Here is a 16836-nt window from a genome sequence, read left to right on the forward strand (position 1 = left end):
AAGAGGAAATTCGTGATGAGTATCGAAAACCGTGCCGACGTGATCGAAGCGTTTTTGCAGCAGATCCGCGTCATCAACCAGCGTGGCGTAGACCGCGCGGCCTTGGATGCAATCGTTGGGCTGCTGGAAAACCTCGCCCAGCGCCGCGATCTGTTCAACTTTGATGAATTCCCCGCGCCCGTGCCGGGGCAGGGCAGCACGGCGTTCCGCTATCGCCTGAATGACGACGGTGATACGCCGACGCTCTACCTGAATTCGCTGTTGCCGGGCAAAAGCACGATCCCGCATAACCACGAGACCTGGGCGATCATCAGTGCCATCGAAGGCCAGGAGATCAACTACGTCTACGCGCGCAGCGATGAAGGTCGCGAGCCGGGGTTCACCACCCTGACGCTGGAGAAAGAAGTGATCGTGCAGCCGGGCACGTCGATCTCGTTCCTCGGTGAAGACCTGCATGGCATCAAGGTCGAGGGCGAGCAGGCGACGTTGCATTTCCACCTGTATGGCTTGCCGCTGGAATCGCTGAACGGCCGATATGGCGTGGAAGCGGACGGTCGCATCCTCAACTACAACGCCTCGCAGATGGCGCCGTCGATCAAGGCCTATGCATGATCGACCTTTATTACTGGCCCACGGGCAATGGCTTGAAGGTCGGCATCCTGCTCGAAGAGCTGGGGGTGGAATACCGCCTGGTGCCGGTGAACATCCGCGAAGGCCAGCAAAAACAGGCGGACTTCCAGCGCATCAGTGCCAGCGGGCGCATCCCGGCGATTGTCGACTATCGCCCGGAGGTGCCGCTGAGCCTGTTCGAATCCGGCGCGATTCTCAATTACCTGGCCGACAGCGCCGGTCAGTTCTTGCCACCAGCGGGTACTGCCGAGCGGCAAAAGGTCCAGGAATGGTTGTTCTGGCAGGTGGGGCATATCACCCCGTATCTGAGCCAGTTGCAGCTGTTCAAGGAGAAGGCGCCGGAGCCGATTGCGTTTGCCCTCGACCTGCTCAACGCCGAAGCCACGCGCTTGTATCGGGTGCTGGAACAACGCCTGGCCGAGGTGCCCTATGTGGCGGGCGAATACTCGGTGGCGGACATGGCGATCTTCCCGTGGATTCAACCGCAGCGGCAGGGCCAGGCCTTGGCCGATTACCCCCGTATCCAGGCCTGGCGTGAGCGCATCAAGGCGCGGCCGGCGGTGCAGCGTGCCTATGCCAAGGGTCGCGAAGTGGCCGCGGGCGAACGTTCGTTGGCGTTGCAGTAACTCTTTTCTTCAATTGTTGGGACTTCCATGAGCCAGACCATCACCCCCAGTCAACTGCAGCAATGGCTGTTCGACGGGCAGGAAATCGCCCTGTTCGACGTGCGCGAACACGGCCAATACGGTGAAGCCCACCTGTTCCACGGGGTGAACTTGCCCTATAGCCGTCTGGAACTGGAGGTACGCCGACTGGCGCCTAACCCTCAGGTGCGCCTGGTGATTTACGACCAGGATGGCGGTGATGTGGCGGCGCGCACGTCGCAACGTTTACGGGGGCTGGGTTATAGCCGCGTGCATGTGTTGGAGGGGGGCGCCGAAGGTTGGCAGGCCGTCGGCTTGCAGCTGTTTGCCGGGGTGCACGTGCCATCCAAGGCGTTTGGCGAGTTGGTCGAAGAGGCCAGCCACACGCCGCATGTGACTGCTGGGCAACTGGCGCAGTGGCAAGCGCGCGGCGAGCCGTTGGTGGTGCTGGACGGCCGGCCGTTCGATGAATACCGCAAGATGACCATTCCCGGCTCCATCTGCTGCCCCAATGGTGAACTGGGATACCGCGTGCATGACCTGGTGCCGGATGACAGCACGCCCATCGTGGTCAACTGCGCGGGGCGCACCCGCAGCATCATCGGCGCGCAGACCCTGATCAACCTGGGCCTGAAGAATCCGATCTTTGCCTTGGAAAACGGCACCCAGGGCTGGTACCTGGAAGATTTCCAACTGGAACACGGTAGCACCCGCCGTTATGCGGATGAGGTCAGCAGCGACCTAACTCAACAGCGTCGGGCTGCACAGCGATTGGCCGAGCGGGCAGGGGTGGCGAGCGTGTCGGCGGATCAGGTGCGTCAGTGGGCCGATGACGCTCAGCGCAGCCTGTTCCTGTGCGACGTGCGCACGGCTGAAGAGTTCGCCCTCGGCACATTGCCGGGTGCGCAGCATACGCCGGGCGGGCAGTTGATCCAGTCCACCGACCTGTACATCGGTGTGCGTCAGGCGCGCATTGTGCTGGTGGACAGTGATGGTGTGCGCGCACCGATTGTTGCCAGTTGGCTGCGCCAGTTGGGGCATGAGGCGTATGTATTGAACGGTGGCATCGACAGCGGGCTGGCCTTGCCGGTGTTGCAGCCGGTGGCGTATGAGCCGCTGCCGTTGATCAGCCCTCGCGCCTTTGAGTTGGGGGACGTCAACCTGATCGACCTGCGCCCAAGCATGGTCTATCGCAAGGGGCATATTCCCGGTTCCCGGTGGTCGATCCGTTCGTTGCTGGAAACCGATCAGCGTCCGCTGGTACTGGTGGCGGATGATCCTGCGTTGGCCGCCTTCGCCGCCCAAGGGTTACAGGCGCAGCTGCTCGACGGCGGTTTCGGCGCCTGGGCCGCGGCCGGCCTGCCGGTGAGTGAGGACCCGCAAAACCCGCCCGACGCGCAGTGTATCGACTTTCTGTTCTTCACCCACGACCGCCACAGCGGCAACAAGGACGCCGCGCGCCAGTACCTGGCCTGGGAAATCGGCCTGCTGGCGCAGATGAGCACGGCAGAGATCGCCAGCCTTAAACCGCTGCCGGCACCGTCGCGGGTGCGCACTCGGCTGATACATGCGGCCCGTACCGAAAAAGGCCATGGCGGCCGCGCGGTCAACGTACCGATTACACGCATCAGCACCGTGCTGTTCGACAACCTGGCGCAGATGCGTGACGCTCGTGCCCGCCGCGATAGCGAGCGGGTGTTGACCTACGGCGCACGCGGCAACCCGACTTCCCACGCCCTGGAAGACCTGGTCACCGAACTGGAGGGTGGCTATCGCACCCGTCTCTACGGCACCGGCCTGGCCGCAGCGGCCCAGGTGTTCCTGGCGTATCTGCGCCCCGGCGATCATGTGCTGATCACCGATGCGGTGTATTCGCCGGTGCGCAAATTGGCTCGCGAGTTCCTGCAGCCGTTCGGCATTGAAGTCAGCTATTTTTCGCCGGACGGCAAAGGCCTGGAAGCCCAGCTGCAAGCCAATACCAAACTGGTCTACGCCGAAGTCCCGGGTTCGTTGCTCTACGAACTGTGCGACCTGCCCGCCATTGCCGCGTTGTGCAAACCGCGCAATGTCCTGCTGGCCGTGGACAACACCTGGGGCTCGGGCTACCTGTATCGCCCGCTGGCGTTGGGCGCAGACATCTCCATCATGGCCCTCACCAAATACCTCGGCGGCCATAGCGACGTGATGATGGGCAGCGTGTCCACCACCCAGGCCGCGTGGCCGGCGTTGGGCCGGATGAGCGATACCTTCGGCAATGCTGTCAGCGCGGACGATGCCTACCTGATCCTGCGCGGTGCACGCACCCTGGCCTCGCGCCTGGATGTGCATGAGCGACAGGCATTGGACATCGCCCTGTGGTTGCAGGCGCAGCCGCAGGTCAAGCGCGTGTTCCATCCGGCGTTGCCCGAACATCCGGGGCATGCGCTGTGGCGGCGGGATTTCACCGGCAGTAATGGCTTGCTCTCATTTGAGTTGAACAGCGCTGATCCGGCCTATCTCGAGCGCTTCATCGACGGTCTGCAACTGTTCGGATTGGGCGCTTCGTGGGGCGGCTATGAAAGCCTGGTCACCGTGGCCGATACCCAGGACCGCGACAGCGCGGCGGACCGAGGGCTGAACCCGGTGGTACGCCTGCATATCGGACTGGAAGATATGGCGGCGCTGATCGAGGACCTGCAGCGCGGGTTTGCGTTGGCAGGTTGAGGCAGAAAAGCGCTCCCACCGTGGGTGGGAGCGTTCGCCCGGTCAGTGCTTGACCGGCGTTGGCAGGGTCACCAAGTTGACGTAGCCATCCCAGAATTTCTTCTGGTCCACGCCGAACACCACCTTGGCTTTCTGCGTGCCCACGGGTGCGCCTTTCTGGTAGCCGAGTGCACGGCCGTAGTCGGCGCCGAAGGTGGCGTCCACATCGACCCACAGTTCCCGGGACTCGGTGACGATGTCCGGGTTGACCAGGTACAGCGCCGGCAAGCTGTCCCAGGTAAAGCTGTGGTAGCTCGGGTCCTTGTCGAACAAGGGGCCGAACTCGTGCTTGTACAGGTCGGCAATCGCGCCTTTCTGGGCAATCACACGCTGGTACACCGTTTTGTCGAAGGTGACTTTCTCGCACACGTCGTTCGGGAAAATCACGTGTTCGATCGGCGAGCGCAGCACGATCTTCGCGGCCTCCGGGTCGAACCACCAGTTGAATTCCGCCGCCGGCGTGGTGTTGCCCGGAATCTCCAGGGCGCCGCCCATGTACACGATACGCTTGATCAGCGGCACGATATCCGGTGCCGAACGAATCGCCAGGGCGACGTTGGTCAGCGGCCCGACCGCCAGAATCGTTACCTGATGCGGGTTGGCGCGCACGCTGTCGACGATGAATTGTGCGGCGGTTTCCTTGCGCAACTGGGTGTGCGTCGCCAGGCCATCCGGCGGTGCGATCAACTGCGTGGGCGAAGTCGGGCGAGGGTTCTTGAATGCCCCCGGCCAGCCGGAGCCGAACAGCGCCTTTTCCGCCTCGTAGGTGGCGTAGTCATGCAGCAACGGGTAGGCAGCGCCGGAGTAGACGCCAACCTCTTTCTCCACGCCCATGCGCTCCACGGCCTTGAGCGCATCGACCTGCTCCTGGTCGACCCAGGCGTTGCCGCTGACCAGGGTCATGCCGAGCAACTCGATACGTTTTTGCGCATGGAGCTGGGCGAGCATGATGAAAGCCTGGCCGTCATCGTTGAGCACGTTGAAGTCGGTGTCGAAAATGACTTTCTCCGCAGCCTGGGCGGTGCCGGTACACAGGCCGACGGCAACCAGCAGCGCGCAGCTTTTCAGGAAACCTTGCATGGTGATTCATCCGAAAAAATTGTTGTTATCAACGGTTCACCAGTTTCGCCGGCAAGGCGATGACCAGGAAGCTGCTGAGGATCAGGCAGCCGGCGAAAAACCACAAGGCACCCGCACTGCTGCCTGTGACGTCGATCGCAACGCCCATCAACGAGTTGCTCACCAAACCTGCGATATTCGCCACCGAACAGGCCAGGGCAAAACCGGTGGCCGCCGCAGTGCCTTTGAGAAAGGTCGCCGGCAGGCTGAAGAACACCGGTACCGCGCCGATGATCGCCGCCGAGGCAATCGCAAACAGCGCTACCGTGGCCGCCACGTTATGGGTAAAGAAGGTGCTGGTGGCCATGGCCGCCGCGCCGATGAAAAACGGCACGATGATGTGCCAGCGGCGTTCGCGGTGTTTGTCGGAGCTGGCGCCGATCAGCAGCATGCCGAGCAGGGCGGCCACGCTCGGCAGTGCAGTGAGCACGCCTATATGGAAGGTGTCGGTGACCCCGGCGTTGCGGATGAACGTCGGCATCCAGAAGCCCATGGCGTAGGCGCTGAGCAGGATCGAGAAGTCGATACCACCGAGCATCCACACCTTGAGGTTGAAGAAACCGTCGCGGAAGCTGTGCTTGCTGGCGGCACCATCGGCGTCGTCTTTGCGCAGCTCGGTTTCCAACAGCGCTTTTTCCTCGTCCGACAGCCATTTGGCTTGCTGGTAGGTGTTGGGCAGGGCCCAGAACGTCAGCACGCCCAGCAACACGCTGGGCACCGCTTCGATCAGGAACAGCCACTGCCAGCCGCGCAGGCCGCCCATGTGGTCGAAGTGGCCCATGATCCAGCCGGACAGCGGGCCGCCGATCACGCTGGAGAGCGGCAGGCCGATCATGAACAACGCGATGATGCGCCCGCGCCGATGGGTGGGGAACCAGGTGGTCAGGTAGTACAGCACGCCCGGCAGAAAGCCCGCTTCGGCTGCGCCGAGCAGAAAACGCAGGATATAGAACTGGGTGGTGGAGGTGACCAGCATGGTGCAGGCCGAGAGCAGGCCCCAGGTGATCATGATGCGCGCGATCCAGATCTTCGCGCCGACCCGCTCCAGCACCAGGTTGCTGGGGACCTCAAAGAGGATATAGCCGACAAAGAACAGCCCGGCGCCGAGGCCGAACGCGGTTTCGCTGAACTGCAACTGGTCGAGCATCTGCAACTTGGCGAAGCCGATGTTGATGCGGTCCAGGTAGGCGGCGAGGTAGCAGAAGCACAGGAAGGGGATCAGCTTCCAGGTGATCTTGTGGTAGAGCGTGTTGACGGGGTCTGCGACCGAGGTCGCGGGCGCTGCATTCGCAATGGGCATTGGGTGTCTCCTGGCGGTGACTTATGGTTTTTATACAGCCGCTTTTGTTCCAGCACTTCGGAGTGCTGTAGAAGCGACTTCCAAAGGCAGTGTCAGAAGACTGGGGCGCGGGCCCCAGTTTGATGCAAGACCGCGCTCTATGGCGCAGTTCTTGATAACGTCTTATTGCTCCCTGAACTTGCGCATTGCCTCCTGCTTGCTCACCACGTCGCCATACTTGCTGTCGATATCGAACAGGTTGGCCTCATGGGGCACCGGGTGCCGATCGCCGACGCATTCGCGCACGACGATGGTGCGAAACCCGTGTTGCACCGCATCCACCGCCGTGGCGCGGATGCAGCCGCTGGTGGAACAGCCGGCCAGCACGACGGTGTCGATGCCCTGGGCATGCAGCATTGGCGCCAGGCTGCTGCCGAAAAACGCGCTGGCGTACTGTTTGGTAATGACGACTTCCTCGGCCAGTGGCAACACCTCGGCGCAGAACGCCGCGAGTGGGTTGCCTTCGACCATGTCTTTCATCACCGGGGCTTTTTTCACCCAGATCCCACCATCGACGAAATGGCCGGGATGGTAGCGGATATTGGTGTGCACCACCGCAATCCCGTGTTGGCGTGCGGTGGCCAGCAGCTCGACGCTTTCCGCCACGGCCGTGACCACGCCAGGCGCAAACAGCGGCGCGCCCTCGGTGGTGTAGCCCTGCATGAAGTCGATCATCAGCAGTGCGGCTTTTTTGCCAAAGCCGATGCGGTTGCCCCATACGCCCTGGTAGTTGGCGTCGGCGGATTGTTCACTCATCGTTTAATCCCCTCATTCATGTCTGTAGTGAGCGGGCTTGCTGTGGTGAGCGGGCTTGCCCCGCGCTGGAGTGCGTAGCGCTCCCGCTTTTTTTGGGGCCGCTTCGCAGCCCGGCGCGGGGCAAGCCCGCTCACCACAAAAAAACGTGCTCACCACATAAGCTGCACATTGCTCGCAAAAATCAGTAAGCACCAGAAAGCAGGGCACCGGCACCCGGCACGATGGGCTCCAGGTCCAACGCCTTGAGCATCGCGTAGGTGGTGGCAATGGCGGCGGTGAGTACCGGTTTGCCGGTTTGTGCCTCGACCTTGGCCACCACCGGCAGCGATTGCATCTGCACGCAGGCAGACAGCACGATCACATCGACGCCTTCCAGGTTCATCCCGGCGACGATGGCCGGCAGGTTGGCCGGGTCGTGGCGGGCCACTTCGAGGTTGTCGGGGATTTCCAGGGCGCGCCAATCCACCACTTCAAAGCCTTCTTCACGGATGTAGTTCACCACCAGTTCAGTCAGCGGTTTCATGTACGGCGCGACGATGGCGATGCGCTTGGCACCCATCACTTTCAGGCCTTCGATCAACGCGCCGGCGCTGGTGATCACGGGCGCGTTGGCGTCGTTGTCGGCAGTGGCCTTGCGCAGGCGCTGTTCGGAGTTGCGGTGGTAACCCAGGCCCATCGCCATGATCGCCACCAGGCATGCATAGCCCAGCACATCGACCTTGGCGTCCGACAGCTCAATGGCGCAGCGGTCGGACTCGCCGTCCATGGCTGCCAGTTCTTCCTTGCGCACTTGCTTCATGCGCATGCGGCTGGAGTGAAAGGTGAAGCGCTCGGGACGGATCGCCTGGCGCGCGGTGAGCATCGCCGGAATCTCGGTTTCCATGGTGGTGTTGGAGCTCGGCACGATTTGGCCGATGCGGTAAGGCTTCTGCATGGGGGTCTCCATTCTTATTGTGTGAGGAAGTCGCCGAGGGCGACGAAGAAACCGTCGAGATCGTCCCACGGAATCATGTGGCCGGCGTCTGGCACGCGGGCGACTTGGATACTCGGTTGCAGGTCCTGGATTTCGGCAATGTCCTCATCAAGGATCACGCCGCCACGTCCGGCCACCATCAACAGGGCAGGTGCCTTGAGGTGGGGCAGGTCCTGGTGGAAATCCACTTCGTGGAAGTCATTGAAGGCACGCACGATGGCGGGCTCGTAGCAGGTGTGCAGCCATTCGGCGCGCAGTTGCAGTTGTTCCTGGGTCCAAGTGGCGCAGAAGGCGCGCATCGCCTGCGCGTCCATGCCGACCAGGGATTGGCGGATGGAGTCGACGTACCACGGCAACTTGCTCGGGTATTCGCGTCGGCCCGGGCCTGAGACCGGTGGGTCGATCAACACCACGCGCTTCACGCCTTGAGGGTGTTTGACGGCACTGCGCACGGCAAAGCGGGCCCCCATGGAATGGCCCATCAGGTGGTAGCTGTCCAGGTTCAATGCGTCGGCAAAAGCACCGATGTCCTCGGCGCAGGTGTCCGCGCTGTAATCCAGCTCGGGACCGGTCGAAGACAGGCCGCGACCGCGCACATCCAGCACATAGGTGTCGAACTGCGCGCCGAGGCGCTCGGCAACAAAGCCCCAGGTGATGGCCGGGCTGGTGATGCCGGGGATCAGGATCAGCACCGGGCCCTTGCCGCCGTAACGCAGGTAGTGTTGGCGAATGCCGTTGGCCTGCACGTTGCCGCCGTAGAGAAAAGTGCTCACGCGGCCACCCCCGATTTCAGTTCCTGGGCGTACAGGTCATAGCCATAAACCCAGGCCGGATCTTCCTGCGTGCGCAGCCAGGTGTTGGCGTTGGACACGGCCTGTACGCGGGATGCGCGTTCCTTGCGGTTGGCTTCGTAGAGTTCAAAGGCGGTGCGGTAGTCGCTGATGCCGGTTTCCTGCAGGCAGCGGGTGAGCATCGCCGCGTCTTCGATGGCCATGCCAGCGCCCTGGGCCATGTGCGGTTTCATCGGGTGGCACGCATCGCCGAGCAACACCAGGCGCCCACGGCTCCACAGCGGCAACGGGTTGCGGTTGCGCAGCGGCCATTTGGTCACGCTTTCGGTGGATTCGATCAGGGCCTGCACGGTGGGGTGGTAGCCCTTGAAGGCGTCGAACATCTCTTCGCGGCTGCTGTCGACGAACGCACCCTGGAAGTCCCATTCGGCATGGGGCACGCCGGTCACGTAGTAGTACTCGTCGCGCTTGCCGGTGGTGTAGTAGACCATCATGTGGCGGTCTTCGGTCCACCACTTGATGCAGTCTTCGAACTTCAGGTCGTACTTGGCGAGTTGGTCGCCCCGGATCAGCGCACGGTGCGCGACCCAGCCGCTGTACAGCGGTTTTTCCACGCCGAGCAGTTCTTCGCGGATCTTGGAATTGATGCCGTCGGCGCCGATCACGATGTCGGCGTAGGTCACCTGGCCATCGGCGAAGGTCAGGCGTACCTGGGTGTCGGTTTCTTCAAGGGTTTCCAGGCGCTTGTTGAAGTGCAGGGTGCCGGGCTTGAGGGTGGACATCTGCAGCGCATGCAGGTCGCCACGGTGCACGGTGATGTAGGACGCGCCGTAGCCGGTGAGCGGGATACGCGACAGGTAGTCGCCGCTCTCGCCGCAACGACTGAACCAGTGCTCGGGGTGCGAGCCCATCAGGTCCAGCTGCTTTTCGATGCCCATTCGGCGGAAGATTTTCATGATGTTGGGGCCCATGTGGATCCCCGCGCCCAACCGGGAAAACTCCGGCGCCTGCTCGTAGATATCCACGTCGAAGCCGGCTTGCTGCAACAGGGTGGCCGCGGCGGCACCGCCCAGGCCTGCGCCGACGATGGCGATTTTCTGAGTGCTTCCCATGGGGCGTGTTCCTCTCTCTTTTTGATTTTCGGCGGCGTCTGTCCGCAAGGTTTTTAAAGTGTATACGCTCATTTTTTGAAATGGGAAGCCTGTCTTTGCAAATTTATTTTTTGGCCGTATTTGTCCTGTGTAACGGGTTGTGGTTAGCAATCGCTAGGTTTGTTTCGATAGGTAACGTTTTTGTGCACCGCTTGCAGTCTGACTGCAATTCGGGTCTTATCGCTATTAAATGGCGTGTACGCTATAAAAACGCACTAGAGTGAAGCGCAGTGCCTGAACTTGGTGCAGGCCCACAGGAGACAGGAAAATGCCGGTAAGTGATTGCGAACTGACCCAGATGTTTGAACACGTGTTGACGCTGTCCAAGGTCGACCCGACCCAGAGCGTTGCCGTGCTCAAGAGCCATTACTCCGACCCGCGCACCGTGCGTGCCGCGATGGACGCCGCGCAGCGCCTGGGGGCCAAGGTGTATGCGGTGGAGTTGCCGTCGTTCAACCATCCCAGGGCGATGGGCAATGACATGACCGCCTACTGCGGCGACACCGCGCTCACCGGCAATATCGCCGCCCAGCGTGCACTGGAAGCCGCCGACTTGATCGTCGACACCATGATGTTGCTGCACTCGCCGGAGCAGGAGCAGATCCTCAAGACCGGCACGCGCATCCTGCTGGCGGTGGAGCCGCCGGAAGTGTTGGCGCGCATGTTGCCGACCGAAGAGGACAAGGTGCGTGTATTGGCGGCCGAACAATTGCTGAAAAAAGCGCGCTCGATCCACGTGAAATCCCGCGCCGGCAGTGACTTCCGCGCCGCTTTGGGACAGTACCCCTCGGTGACGGAATACGGTTTTGCCGATGAACCGGGGCGCTGGGACCATTGGCCGAGCGGTTTCCTGTTCTCCTGGCCCAACGAAGAGACCGCCGAAGGCGTGCTGGTGCTGGACATCGGTGACATCCTGCTGCCGTTCAAGACCTATACCCGCGAGAAGATCACCCTGGAGATCGAGAAGGGCTTCATCACCAACATCCACGGTGGTTTCGAGGCTGAATACCTGCGCGACTACATGAAGTACTTCAACGACCCCGAGGTGTACGGCATTTCCCATATCGGCTGGGGCCTGCAGCCACGGGCGCAGTGGACGGCCATGGGCTTGCACGACAAGAACGACGGCATGTGCATGGACGCGCGGGCGTTCTATGGCAATTTCCTGTTCTCCACCGGGCCAAATACCGAAGTGGGCGGGACACGCAAGACGCCGTGCCATATGGATATTCCGCTGCGCAATTGCGATGTGTACCTGGATGATGAAGCCGTTGTGATTGCCGGGGATGTGGTGGCGCCGCAAGCCTCCCGCGCCCGCTGATCAGAGGTGTGGGGATGGAGTATCATGCCTCCCCACCTTAACCACCCACCGAGCTCCGCCGTGCCAGATTCCTACGTATTTTCTGAACAAGTCGGCCACCTGTTGCGCAAGGCCTACCAGCGCCACCTGGCGATCTTTCAGCAGAATGTTGGCGATTCCCAGCTCACCGCCGTGCAGTTCGTCACCCTGTGTGCCCTGCGCGATCACGGTGCAAGCTCCCTGACCGAGCTGGTCAAGGCCACGGCCGTGGACCAGGCGACCATTCGCGGCATCGTCGAGCGGCTCAAGGCCAAAGAGCTGATCAGCCTGGAACCGGACCCGCAGGACAAGCGCAAAGTGGTGGTGGACCTGTCCCCGGCAGGCGCCGAACTGGTCGCCCAGACCACGCCGCGCGCTGCGCAGATCAGCGAATTGACCCTGAGCAATCTCAACCCGGCCGAACGGGTCGCGGTGTTGTTCCTGTTGCGCAAGATGATCGACGACCCGCAGGAATAATCGCAGCTGGCATCGATCTTGCTCTGAGTTCATGTAGTAGCCACTTCATCCGTCAAGTGTGTCGTGAGACCCCAGGTCCACGACGCTTTTTTTTGACTGTTTGATGTAGTGGATACTTCACCAACTGTTACGGGCGAAGCGAATGATCAGCCAGCACATCACGGTAACGCTTGAGGTCAACGGGCAGAAAAGCGACGTCAGCGCCATGGCGGACACGCCGCTGTTGCTGGTGCTACGCAATGACCTGGAACTCAATGGTCCCAAATACGGCTGCGGCCTGGGGGAGTGCGGTGCCTGCACCGTGATCATTGATGGAGTGGCGGCCCGTTCTTGTGTGTTTCCTTTGGCGGGTGCTGTGGGCCGAGAGATTGTCACCCTGGAAGGCCTGGGCTCACGCCAGGATCCGCACCCGGTGCAACAAGCCTTTATCGATGAGCAGGCCGCGCAATGTGGCTACTGCCTCAACGGCATGATCATGACCACCAAGGCCTTGCTCGACCGTAACCCCAACCCCAGCGAAGCCGAGGTGCGCAACGAGCTGTCGGGCAACCTCTGCCGTTGCGGCACCCATATCGAAATCCTGCGCGCCGTGCTGCGTGCGGCCCGTCTGATGACCGTGGATTGATGACCATGACCGACACCCCGCTTTCCCGTGACCAGTGGCTGGCCAAGGCCGGCGTTTTGTTGATCGTCGATGACGTGCTGCCGCCTTCGGGGCCGGTGGCAAAAGGCGGCACGCCCACCGTGAAACCCAAGGAGCTGGGGCTGTTTATTGCGGTAAACGATGACGGCCTGGTGTACGCGTTCAATGGCCATGTGGACCTGGGCACCGGCATTCGCACGTCGTTGGCGCAGATCGTCGCCGAAGAGCTCGACCTGACGATGGAGCAGGTGAAGATGGTGCTCGGCGACACCGAGCGTGTGCCCAACCAGGGCGCAACCATCGCCAGTGCGACCTTGCAGATTTCCGCGGTGCCCCTGCGCAATGCCGCAGCCGAAGCACGGCGTTTCCTGTTGGCGCGGGCGGCGGGGCGCCTGGGTGTGAGCACGGCCAGCCTGAAGGTCGATGCTGGCGTCATCCACGCAGCCGACGGGCGCACCGCCACGTATGCCGAACTGGTCAGCGGCCAGCATGACCAACTGCGCATCAGCGGTGACGCGCCGCTCAAACCCATCGAGAACTACCGCCTGGTGGGCAAGGGCGCTGCGCGAGTGGATATCCCCGGCAAAGCCACGGGCGAGTTGACCTACGTACACGACATGCGCGTGCCGGGCATGCTGCATGGCAGGGTGATTCGCCCGCCGTATGCCGGGCTTGATTGCGGCGATTTTGTCGGCAACAGCCTGTTGAGCGTGGATGAGTCGTCCATCGCGCATATCCCCGGTATCGTCGCGGTGGTGGTGATCCGCGATTTTGTTGGCGTGGTAGCGCTGCGTGAAGAGCAGGCGGTCAAGGCCGCCAGCGAATTGCAGGTGCACTGGAAACCCTGGAACAACGCCTTGCCGGACATGAGTGATGTTGAACAGGCCATCCGCGACAACCCCCGCGTACGCCGTACCGTGCTTGACCAGGGCCATGTCGACGAAGCCCTGGCCGGCGCCACCCAGCGTATGCCGCGCAGTTATCTCTGGCCGTACCAGATGCACGGTTCGATCGGCCCGTCCTGCGGCGTGGCGGATTATTCGCCAGCCGGCAGCCGGGTGTGGTCAGGCAGCCAGAACCCGCATCTGTTGCGCGCCGACCTGGCGTGGTTGCTGGAGTGCGATGAAGCGCTGATCGATGTGATCCGCATGGAAGCCGCCGGCTGCTACGGGCGCAATTGCGCGGATGATGTGTGCGCCGATGCCTTGCTGTTGTCCCGTGCGGTGGGCAAGCCGGTGCGCGTGCAACTGACCCGCGAGCAGGAACACCTGTGGGAGCCCAAGGGCACCGCGCAACTGATGGATGTCGATGGCGGCCTCAACGCCGATGGCAGCATTGCCGCCTACGATTTTGAAACCAGCTACCCCTCCAATGGCGCGCCGACCCTGGCGCTGTTGCTGACCGGCCGCGTCGAGCCGGTGGCGGCGATGTTCGAGATGGGCGACCGCACCTCGATCCCGCCTTACGACATCGAGAATATGCGCGTGACCATCAACGACATGGCGCCCATCGTGCGCGCGTCGTGGATGCGCGGCGTGTCGGCCTTGCCTAACACCTTTGCCCACGAGTCCTACATCGACGAACTGGCGTTCGCCGCCGGCGTCGACCCGGTGGAATACCGCCTGCGTTACTTGAAGGACGAGCGTGCCATCGACCTGGTGAAGTCCACCGCCGAACGCGCCAACTGGGCGCCGCGCACCGCGCCGATGCAAACCGCCAACGAGGACCATCTGCTGCGTGGCCGTGGCTTTGCCTACGCGCGCTACATCCACAGCAAATTCCCCGGATTCGGCGCGGCCTGGGCGGCGTGGGTGGCGGATGTGGCCATCGATAAACAGACGGGCGATGTGTCGGTGACCCGCGTGGTGATCGGGCATGACTCGGGGATGATGATCAACCCGGCCGGCGTGCAGCACCAGATCCACGGCAACGTGATCCAGTCCACCAGCCGCGTGTTGAAGGAGCGGGTGACGTTTGAAGAGTCGACGGTGGCGAGCAAGGAGTGGGGCGGTTATCCGATCCTGACCTTCCCCGAAGTGCCACAGATCGACGTGATGATGATGCCGCGCCAGGACCAGCCACCCATGGGCGCCGGAGAGTCGGCGTCGGTGCCCAGTGCGGCGGCGATTGCCAATGCGATCTATGACGCCACCGGCATTCGTTTTCGTGAGTTGCCGATCACCCCGGAGCGGGTGTTGGCAGCGTTGAATGCGGGCACCTTGGGCGAGCCGGCCAAGTCGCCGGAGAAACGCCGCAAATGGTGGTTTGGTGCGCTGTTCGCCACGTTGGGGGCGGTGCTGGCGACGGCCTGGCCGTTCCACAGTGAAATCGCGCCGATTGCACCGCCTAGCGCCGGCACTTGGTCCAAGGCCACTTTGGAGCGCGGGCGGTTGCTGGCGGCGGTGGGCGATTGCGCGGTGTGCCACACGGCGCCTGGCGGCGCGACCAATGCCGGTGGGCTGGCGATGCAGACGCCGTTCGGCACGCTGTACAGCAGCAATATCACCCCGGATGTGCAGACCGGCATTGGCGCCTGGTCCTACCCGGCCTTCGAGCGGGCGATGCGTGATGGCATTGGTCGTGACGGGCGCAATCTGTATCCGGCGTTTCCTTATACGGCGTTTCGCAATATCAACGATGCGGACATGCAGGCGTTGTACGCCTATTTGATGTCTCAGGCCCCGGTGAGCCAGGCGCCGACGCCGAATGCGATGAGCTTTCCGTTCAATCTGCGGCCGTTGATGGCGGGCTGGAATGCCCTGAACCTGCGGCGCGGTGAAATTTCGGTGCAGCCTGAGCGCAGCGAGCAATGGAATCGCGGTAATTACCTGGTCAACGGCCTGGGCCACTGCGCCGCCTGCCATTCGCCGCGCAACCTGATGGGCGCGGAGAAGGGCGGCAAGTCCTTTCTGGCCGGTGGCAGGGTCGATGGTTGGGAGGCGCCGGCCCTCAATGGTTTGTCCAAGGCCCCGACGCCGTGGACCGAGGACCAACTGTTTAGCTACCTGAGCACCGGCTATTCCGACGCCCACGGCGTGGCGGCTGGCCCGATGGGGCCGGTGGTCAGTGAATTGTCGAAACTGCCCAAGGCGGATATCCGCGCGATGGCGGTGTACCTGGCCTCGCTCAACGGTGACGCGGCTGCCGAGGCCCAGGTGGTTGCGGCGGCCGACGTGCCGAATCCCAACGGACGACGGGTGTTCGAAGGTTCCTGCAAGGCCTGCCATGCGGATGGCCTGGGACCCAAACTGTTTGGAGTGAGCCCGTCGTTGGCGACCAATACCAATGTACACAGCGATCAGCCGGACAATTTGATCAAGGTGATTTTGCAGGGCATCAGCAACCCGGCGACCAAGGATCTGGGGTATATGCCGGGGTTCAAGGACAGTTTGTCCAATAGCCAGGTGGCGGATCTGGCAGCCTACCTACGCGGCAAATTCGCACCGAACGCGCCGCAGTGGAAGGGCCTGGAACAGAAGGTGGCGCATTTGCGCGCCAATCCAGGCACCCACTAAGGCGTCACGCCGCGCAGCACCAGGTCACTGATGAACCCCAGCCAATCCTGTTGCTGGCCTTTGTTTGCCAGGTCTTCACCGAGGAACGAGCTGAGGGTGTGGCGGTTGGAGTTATAGAAGTAGCACAGCGAGGCGATCATCAAGTACACGTGCTTGAGGTCCACATCCCGGCGAAACACGCCTTGGGCCTGGCCCGCCTCGATGATCGGGCGCAGCACGCCGACCGCTTCCCCGGACAACCTGCGCATCTCGCCAGACTGTTGCGCATGCTTGCCCTGGTGCAGGTTCTCGATGCTCAGGATCGCCACGAACTCCGGGTGCTTGACGTAGTAATGCCAGATGAACGCCACCAGGTCACGCAGCGCCTGCTCCGGTGCATCGAGGTTCAGCTTGAGCTTGCTTTCGGCTTTGTTGAACTGCTCGTAGGTGTGTTCCAGCACACAGACGAACAGGTGTTCCTTGCTGCCGAAGTAGTAATAGAGCATGCGGTCGTTGGAGTCCGCCTCCTTGGAGATACTGTCGACACGCCCGCCGGAGTAACCGTCGCGGGTGAACACCTTGACCGCCGCCTGCAGGATGCGCGCACGGGTCTGGTCGGCCTGTTGGGCGCGGATGCCGGTCTTCTTGATCGCCATGTGAAAGTGCCTGGTCAGACAGTCTGGGCGCGAAATATAGCATGGGGTTTTTCGCGTCCGTTCTATGACCGACAAGTTCTGT

14 protein-coding genes are annotated in these 16836 nt (G+C 62.4%); 7 read left to right on the forward strand and 7 right to left on the reverse strand.

Annotation, left to right across the window (positions count from 1 at the left end; genetic code table 11):
* Nucleotides 1-15 precede the first annotated feature (15 nt).
* Genes OZ428_RS15845 through metC form a run of 3 tightly spaced genes read left to right on the forward strand, consistent with a single transcriptional unit; the run spans nucleotide 16 to nucleotide 3977 of the window.
* Nucleotides 16-612 (forward strand): cysteine dioxygenase, encoded by a 597-nt coding sequence (locus tag OZ428_RS15845; protein WP_269134033.1) that lies wholly within the window; start codon nucleotides 16-18, stop codon nucleotides 610-612.
* The gene (locus tag OZ428_RS15850; protein ID WP_269134034.1) at nucleotides 609-1256 is read left to right on the forward strand and encodes a glutathione S-transferase family protein; all 648 of its coding nucleotides are present in this window, start codon (nucleotides 609-611) and stop codon (nucleotides 1254-1256) included. The genes OZ428_RS15845 and OZ428_RS15850 overlap by 4 nt, the downstream gene beginning before the upstream one ends.
* Nucleotides 1257-1283: 27 nt before the next feature.
* Complete coding sequence (gene metC / locus OZ428_RS15855) at nucleotides 1284-3977, forward strand: cystathionine beta-lyase (protein WP_269134035.1); 2694 nt, start codon at nucleotides 1284-1286, stop codon at nucleotides 3975-3977.
* A 42-nt stretch (nucleotides 3978-4019) separates the two neighbouring features.
* On the opposite strand, the gene OZ428_RS15860 is transcribed toward metC, so the two are convergent.
* From OZ428_RS15860 to OZ428_RS15885, 6 genes are all read right to left on the reverse strand, one after another.
* Nucleotides 4020-5096: a nucleoside hydrolase gene (locus OZ428_RS15860; RefSeq protein WP_269134036.1), complete on the reverse strand. Its 1077-nt coding sequence runs from the start codon at nucleotides 5094-5096 to the stop codon at nucleotides 4020-4022.
* A 28-nt stretch (nucleotides 5097-5124) separates the two neighbouring features.
* Entirely contained in the window at nucleotides 5125-6435 is a 1311-nt protein-coding gene (locus OZ428_RS15865) for an MFS transporter (protein ID WP_016977975.1), read from the reverse strand.
* 162 nt (nucleotides 6436-6597) lie between these two features.
* A complete protein-coding gene (locus OZ428_RS15870; protein WP_269134037.1) occupies nucleotides 6598-7230 on the reverse strand; it encodes an N-carbamoylsarcosine amidohydrolase in 633 nt (210 codons plus the stop codon).
* Between the two features lie 181 nt (nucleotides 7231-7411).
* Nucleotides 7412-8164, reverse strand: a complete 753-nt coding sequence (locus OZ428_RS15875) for a maleate cis-trans isomerase family protein (RefSeq protein WP_269134038.1) — start codon at nucleotides 8162-8164, stop codon at nucleotides 7412-7414.
* A gap of 14 nt (nucleotides 8165-8178) precedes the next feature.
* Nucleotides 8179-8976: an alpha/beta fold hydrolase gene (locus tag OZ428_RS15880; protein ID WP_269134039.1), complete on the reverse strand. Its 798-nt coding sequence runs from the start codon at nucleotides 8974-8976 to the stop codon at nucleotides 8179-8181.
* Nucleotides 8973-10106, reverse strand: a complete 1134-nt coding sequence (locus tag OZ428_RS15885; protein ID WP_269134040.1) for an FAD-dependent monooxygenase — start codon at nucleotides 10104-10106, stop codon at nucleotides 8973-8975. Before OZ428_RS15885 ends, OZ428_RS15880 begins: the two co-directional genes overlap by 4 nt.
* Before the next feature lie 307 nt (nucleotides 10107-10413).
* On the opposite strand from OZ428_RS15885, the gene OZ428_RS15890 reads away from it, so the two are divergent.
* The 4 genes from OZ428_RS15890 (at nucleotide 10414) to OZ428_RS15905 (ending at nucleotide 16119) form a co-directional block, all read left to right on the forward strand.
* Entirely contained in the window at nucleotides 10414-11466 is a 1053-nt protein-coding gene (locus OZ428_RS15890) for a 2,5-dihydroxypyridine 5,6-dioxygenase (protein WP_038850416.1), read from the forward strand.
* A 60-nt stretch (nucleotides 11467-11526) separates the two neighbouring features.
* A complete protein-coding gene (locus OZ428_RS15895) occupies nucleotides 11527-11961 on the forward strand; it encodes a MarR family winged helix-turn-helix transcriptional regulator (protein WP_330913874.1) in 435 nt (144 codons plus the stop codon).
* Between the two features lie 142 nt (nucleotides 11962-12103).
* Complete coding sequence (locus OZ428_RS15900; protein ID WP_269134042.1) at nucleotides 12104-12586, forward strand: (2Fe-2S)-binding protein; 483 nt, start codon at nucleotides 12104-12106, stop codon at nucleotides 12584-12586.
* 5 nt (nucleotides 12587-12591) lie between these two features.
* The gene (locus OZ428_RS15905) at nucleotides 12592-16119 is read left to right on the forward strand and encodes a molybdopterin cofactor-binding domain-containing protein (protein ID WP_269134043.1); all 3528 of its coding nucleotides are present in this window, start codon (nucleotides 12592-12594) and stop codon (nucleotides 16117-16119) included.
* Here OZ428_RS15905 and OZ428_RS15910 read toward each other — a convergent pair.
* Nucleotides 16116-16754: a TetR/AcrR family transcriptional regulator gene (locus OZ428_RS15910; protein ID WP_269134044.1), complete on the reverse strand. Its 639-nt coding sequence runs from the start codon at nucleotides 16752-16754 to the stop codon at nucleotides 16116-16118. The genes OZ428_RS15905 and OZ428_RS15910 overlap by 4 nt on opposite strands.
* Nucleotides 16755-16836: the final 82 nt, after the last annotated feature.

Source organism: Pseudomonas sp. GXZC, from assembly GCF_026967615.1.
Lineage (GTDB): Bacteria > Pseudomonadota > Gammaproteobacteria > Pseudomonadales > Pseudomonadaceae > Aquipseudomonas > Aquipseudomonas azotoformans_A.

What these genes read in the sequence shown, in the direction of transcription:
- OZ428_RS15885 (WP_269134040.1), bottom strand. Translation starts at nt 10,106, where the DNA reads ATGGGAAGCACTCAGAAAATCGCCATCGTCGGCGCAGGCCTGGGCGGT.
- OZ428_RS15870 (WP_269134037.1), bottom strand. Translation starts at nt 7,230, where the DNA reads ATGAGTGAACAATCCGCCGACGCCAACTACCAGGGCGTATGGGGCAAC.
- OZ428_RS15860 (WP_269134036.1), bottom strand. Translation starts at nt 5,096, where the DNA reads ATGCAAGGTTTCCTGAAAAGCTGCGCGCTGCTGGTTGCCGTCGGCCTG.
- OZ428_RS15900 (WP_269134042.1), top strand. Translation starts at nt 12,104, where the DNA reads ATGATCAGCCAGCACATCACGGTAACGCTTGAGGTCAACGGGCAGAAA.
- OZ428_RS15890 (WP_038850416.1), top strand. Translation starts at nt 10,414, where the DNA reads ATGCCGGTAAGTGATTGCGAACTGACCCAGATGTTTGAACACGTGTTG.
- OZ428_RS15865 (WP_016977975.1), bottom strand. Translation starts at nt 6,435, where the DNA reads ATGCCCATTGCGAATGCAGCGCCCGCGACCTCGGTCGCAGACCCCGTC.
- OZ428_RS15905 (WP_269134043.1), top strand. Translation starts at nt 12,592, where the DNA reads ATGACCGACACCCCGCTTTCCCGTGACCAGTGGCTGGCCAAGGCCGGC.
- metC (WP_269134035.1), top strand. Translation starts at nt 1,284, where the DNA reads ATGAGCCAGACCATCACCCCCAGTCAACTGCAGCAATGGCTGTTCGAC.
- OZ428_RS15910 (WP_269134044.1), bottom strand. Translation starts at nt 16,754, where the DNA reads ATGGCGATCAAGAAGACCGGCATCCGCGCCCAACAGGCCGACCAGACC.
- OZ428_RS15845 (WP_269134033.1), top strand. Translation starts at nt 16, where the DNA reads ATGAGTATCGAAAACCGTGCCGACGTGATCGAAGCGTTTTTGCAGCAG.
- OZ428_RS15850 (WP_269134034.1), top strand. Translation starts at nt 609, where the DNA reads ATGATCGACCTTTATTACTGGCCCACGGGCAATGGCTTGAAGGTCGGC.
- OZ428_RS15875 (WP_269134038.1), bottom strand. Translation starts at nt 8,164, where the DNA reads ATGCAGAAGCCTTACCGCATCGGCCAAATCGTGCCGAGCTCCAACACC.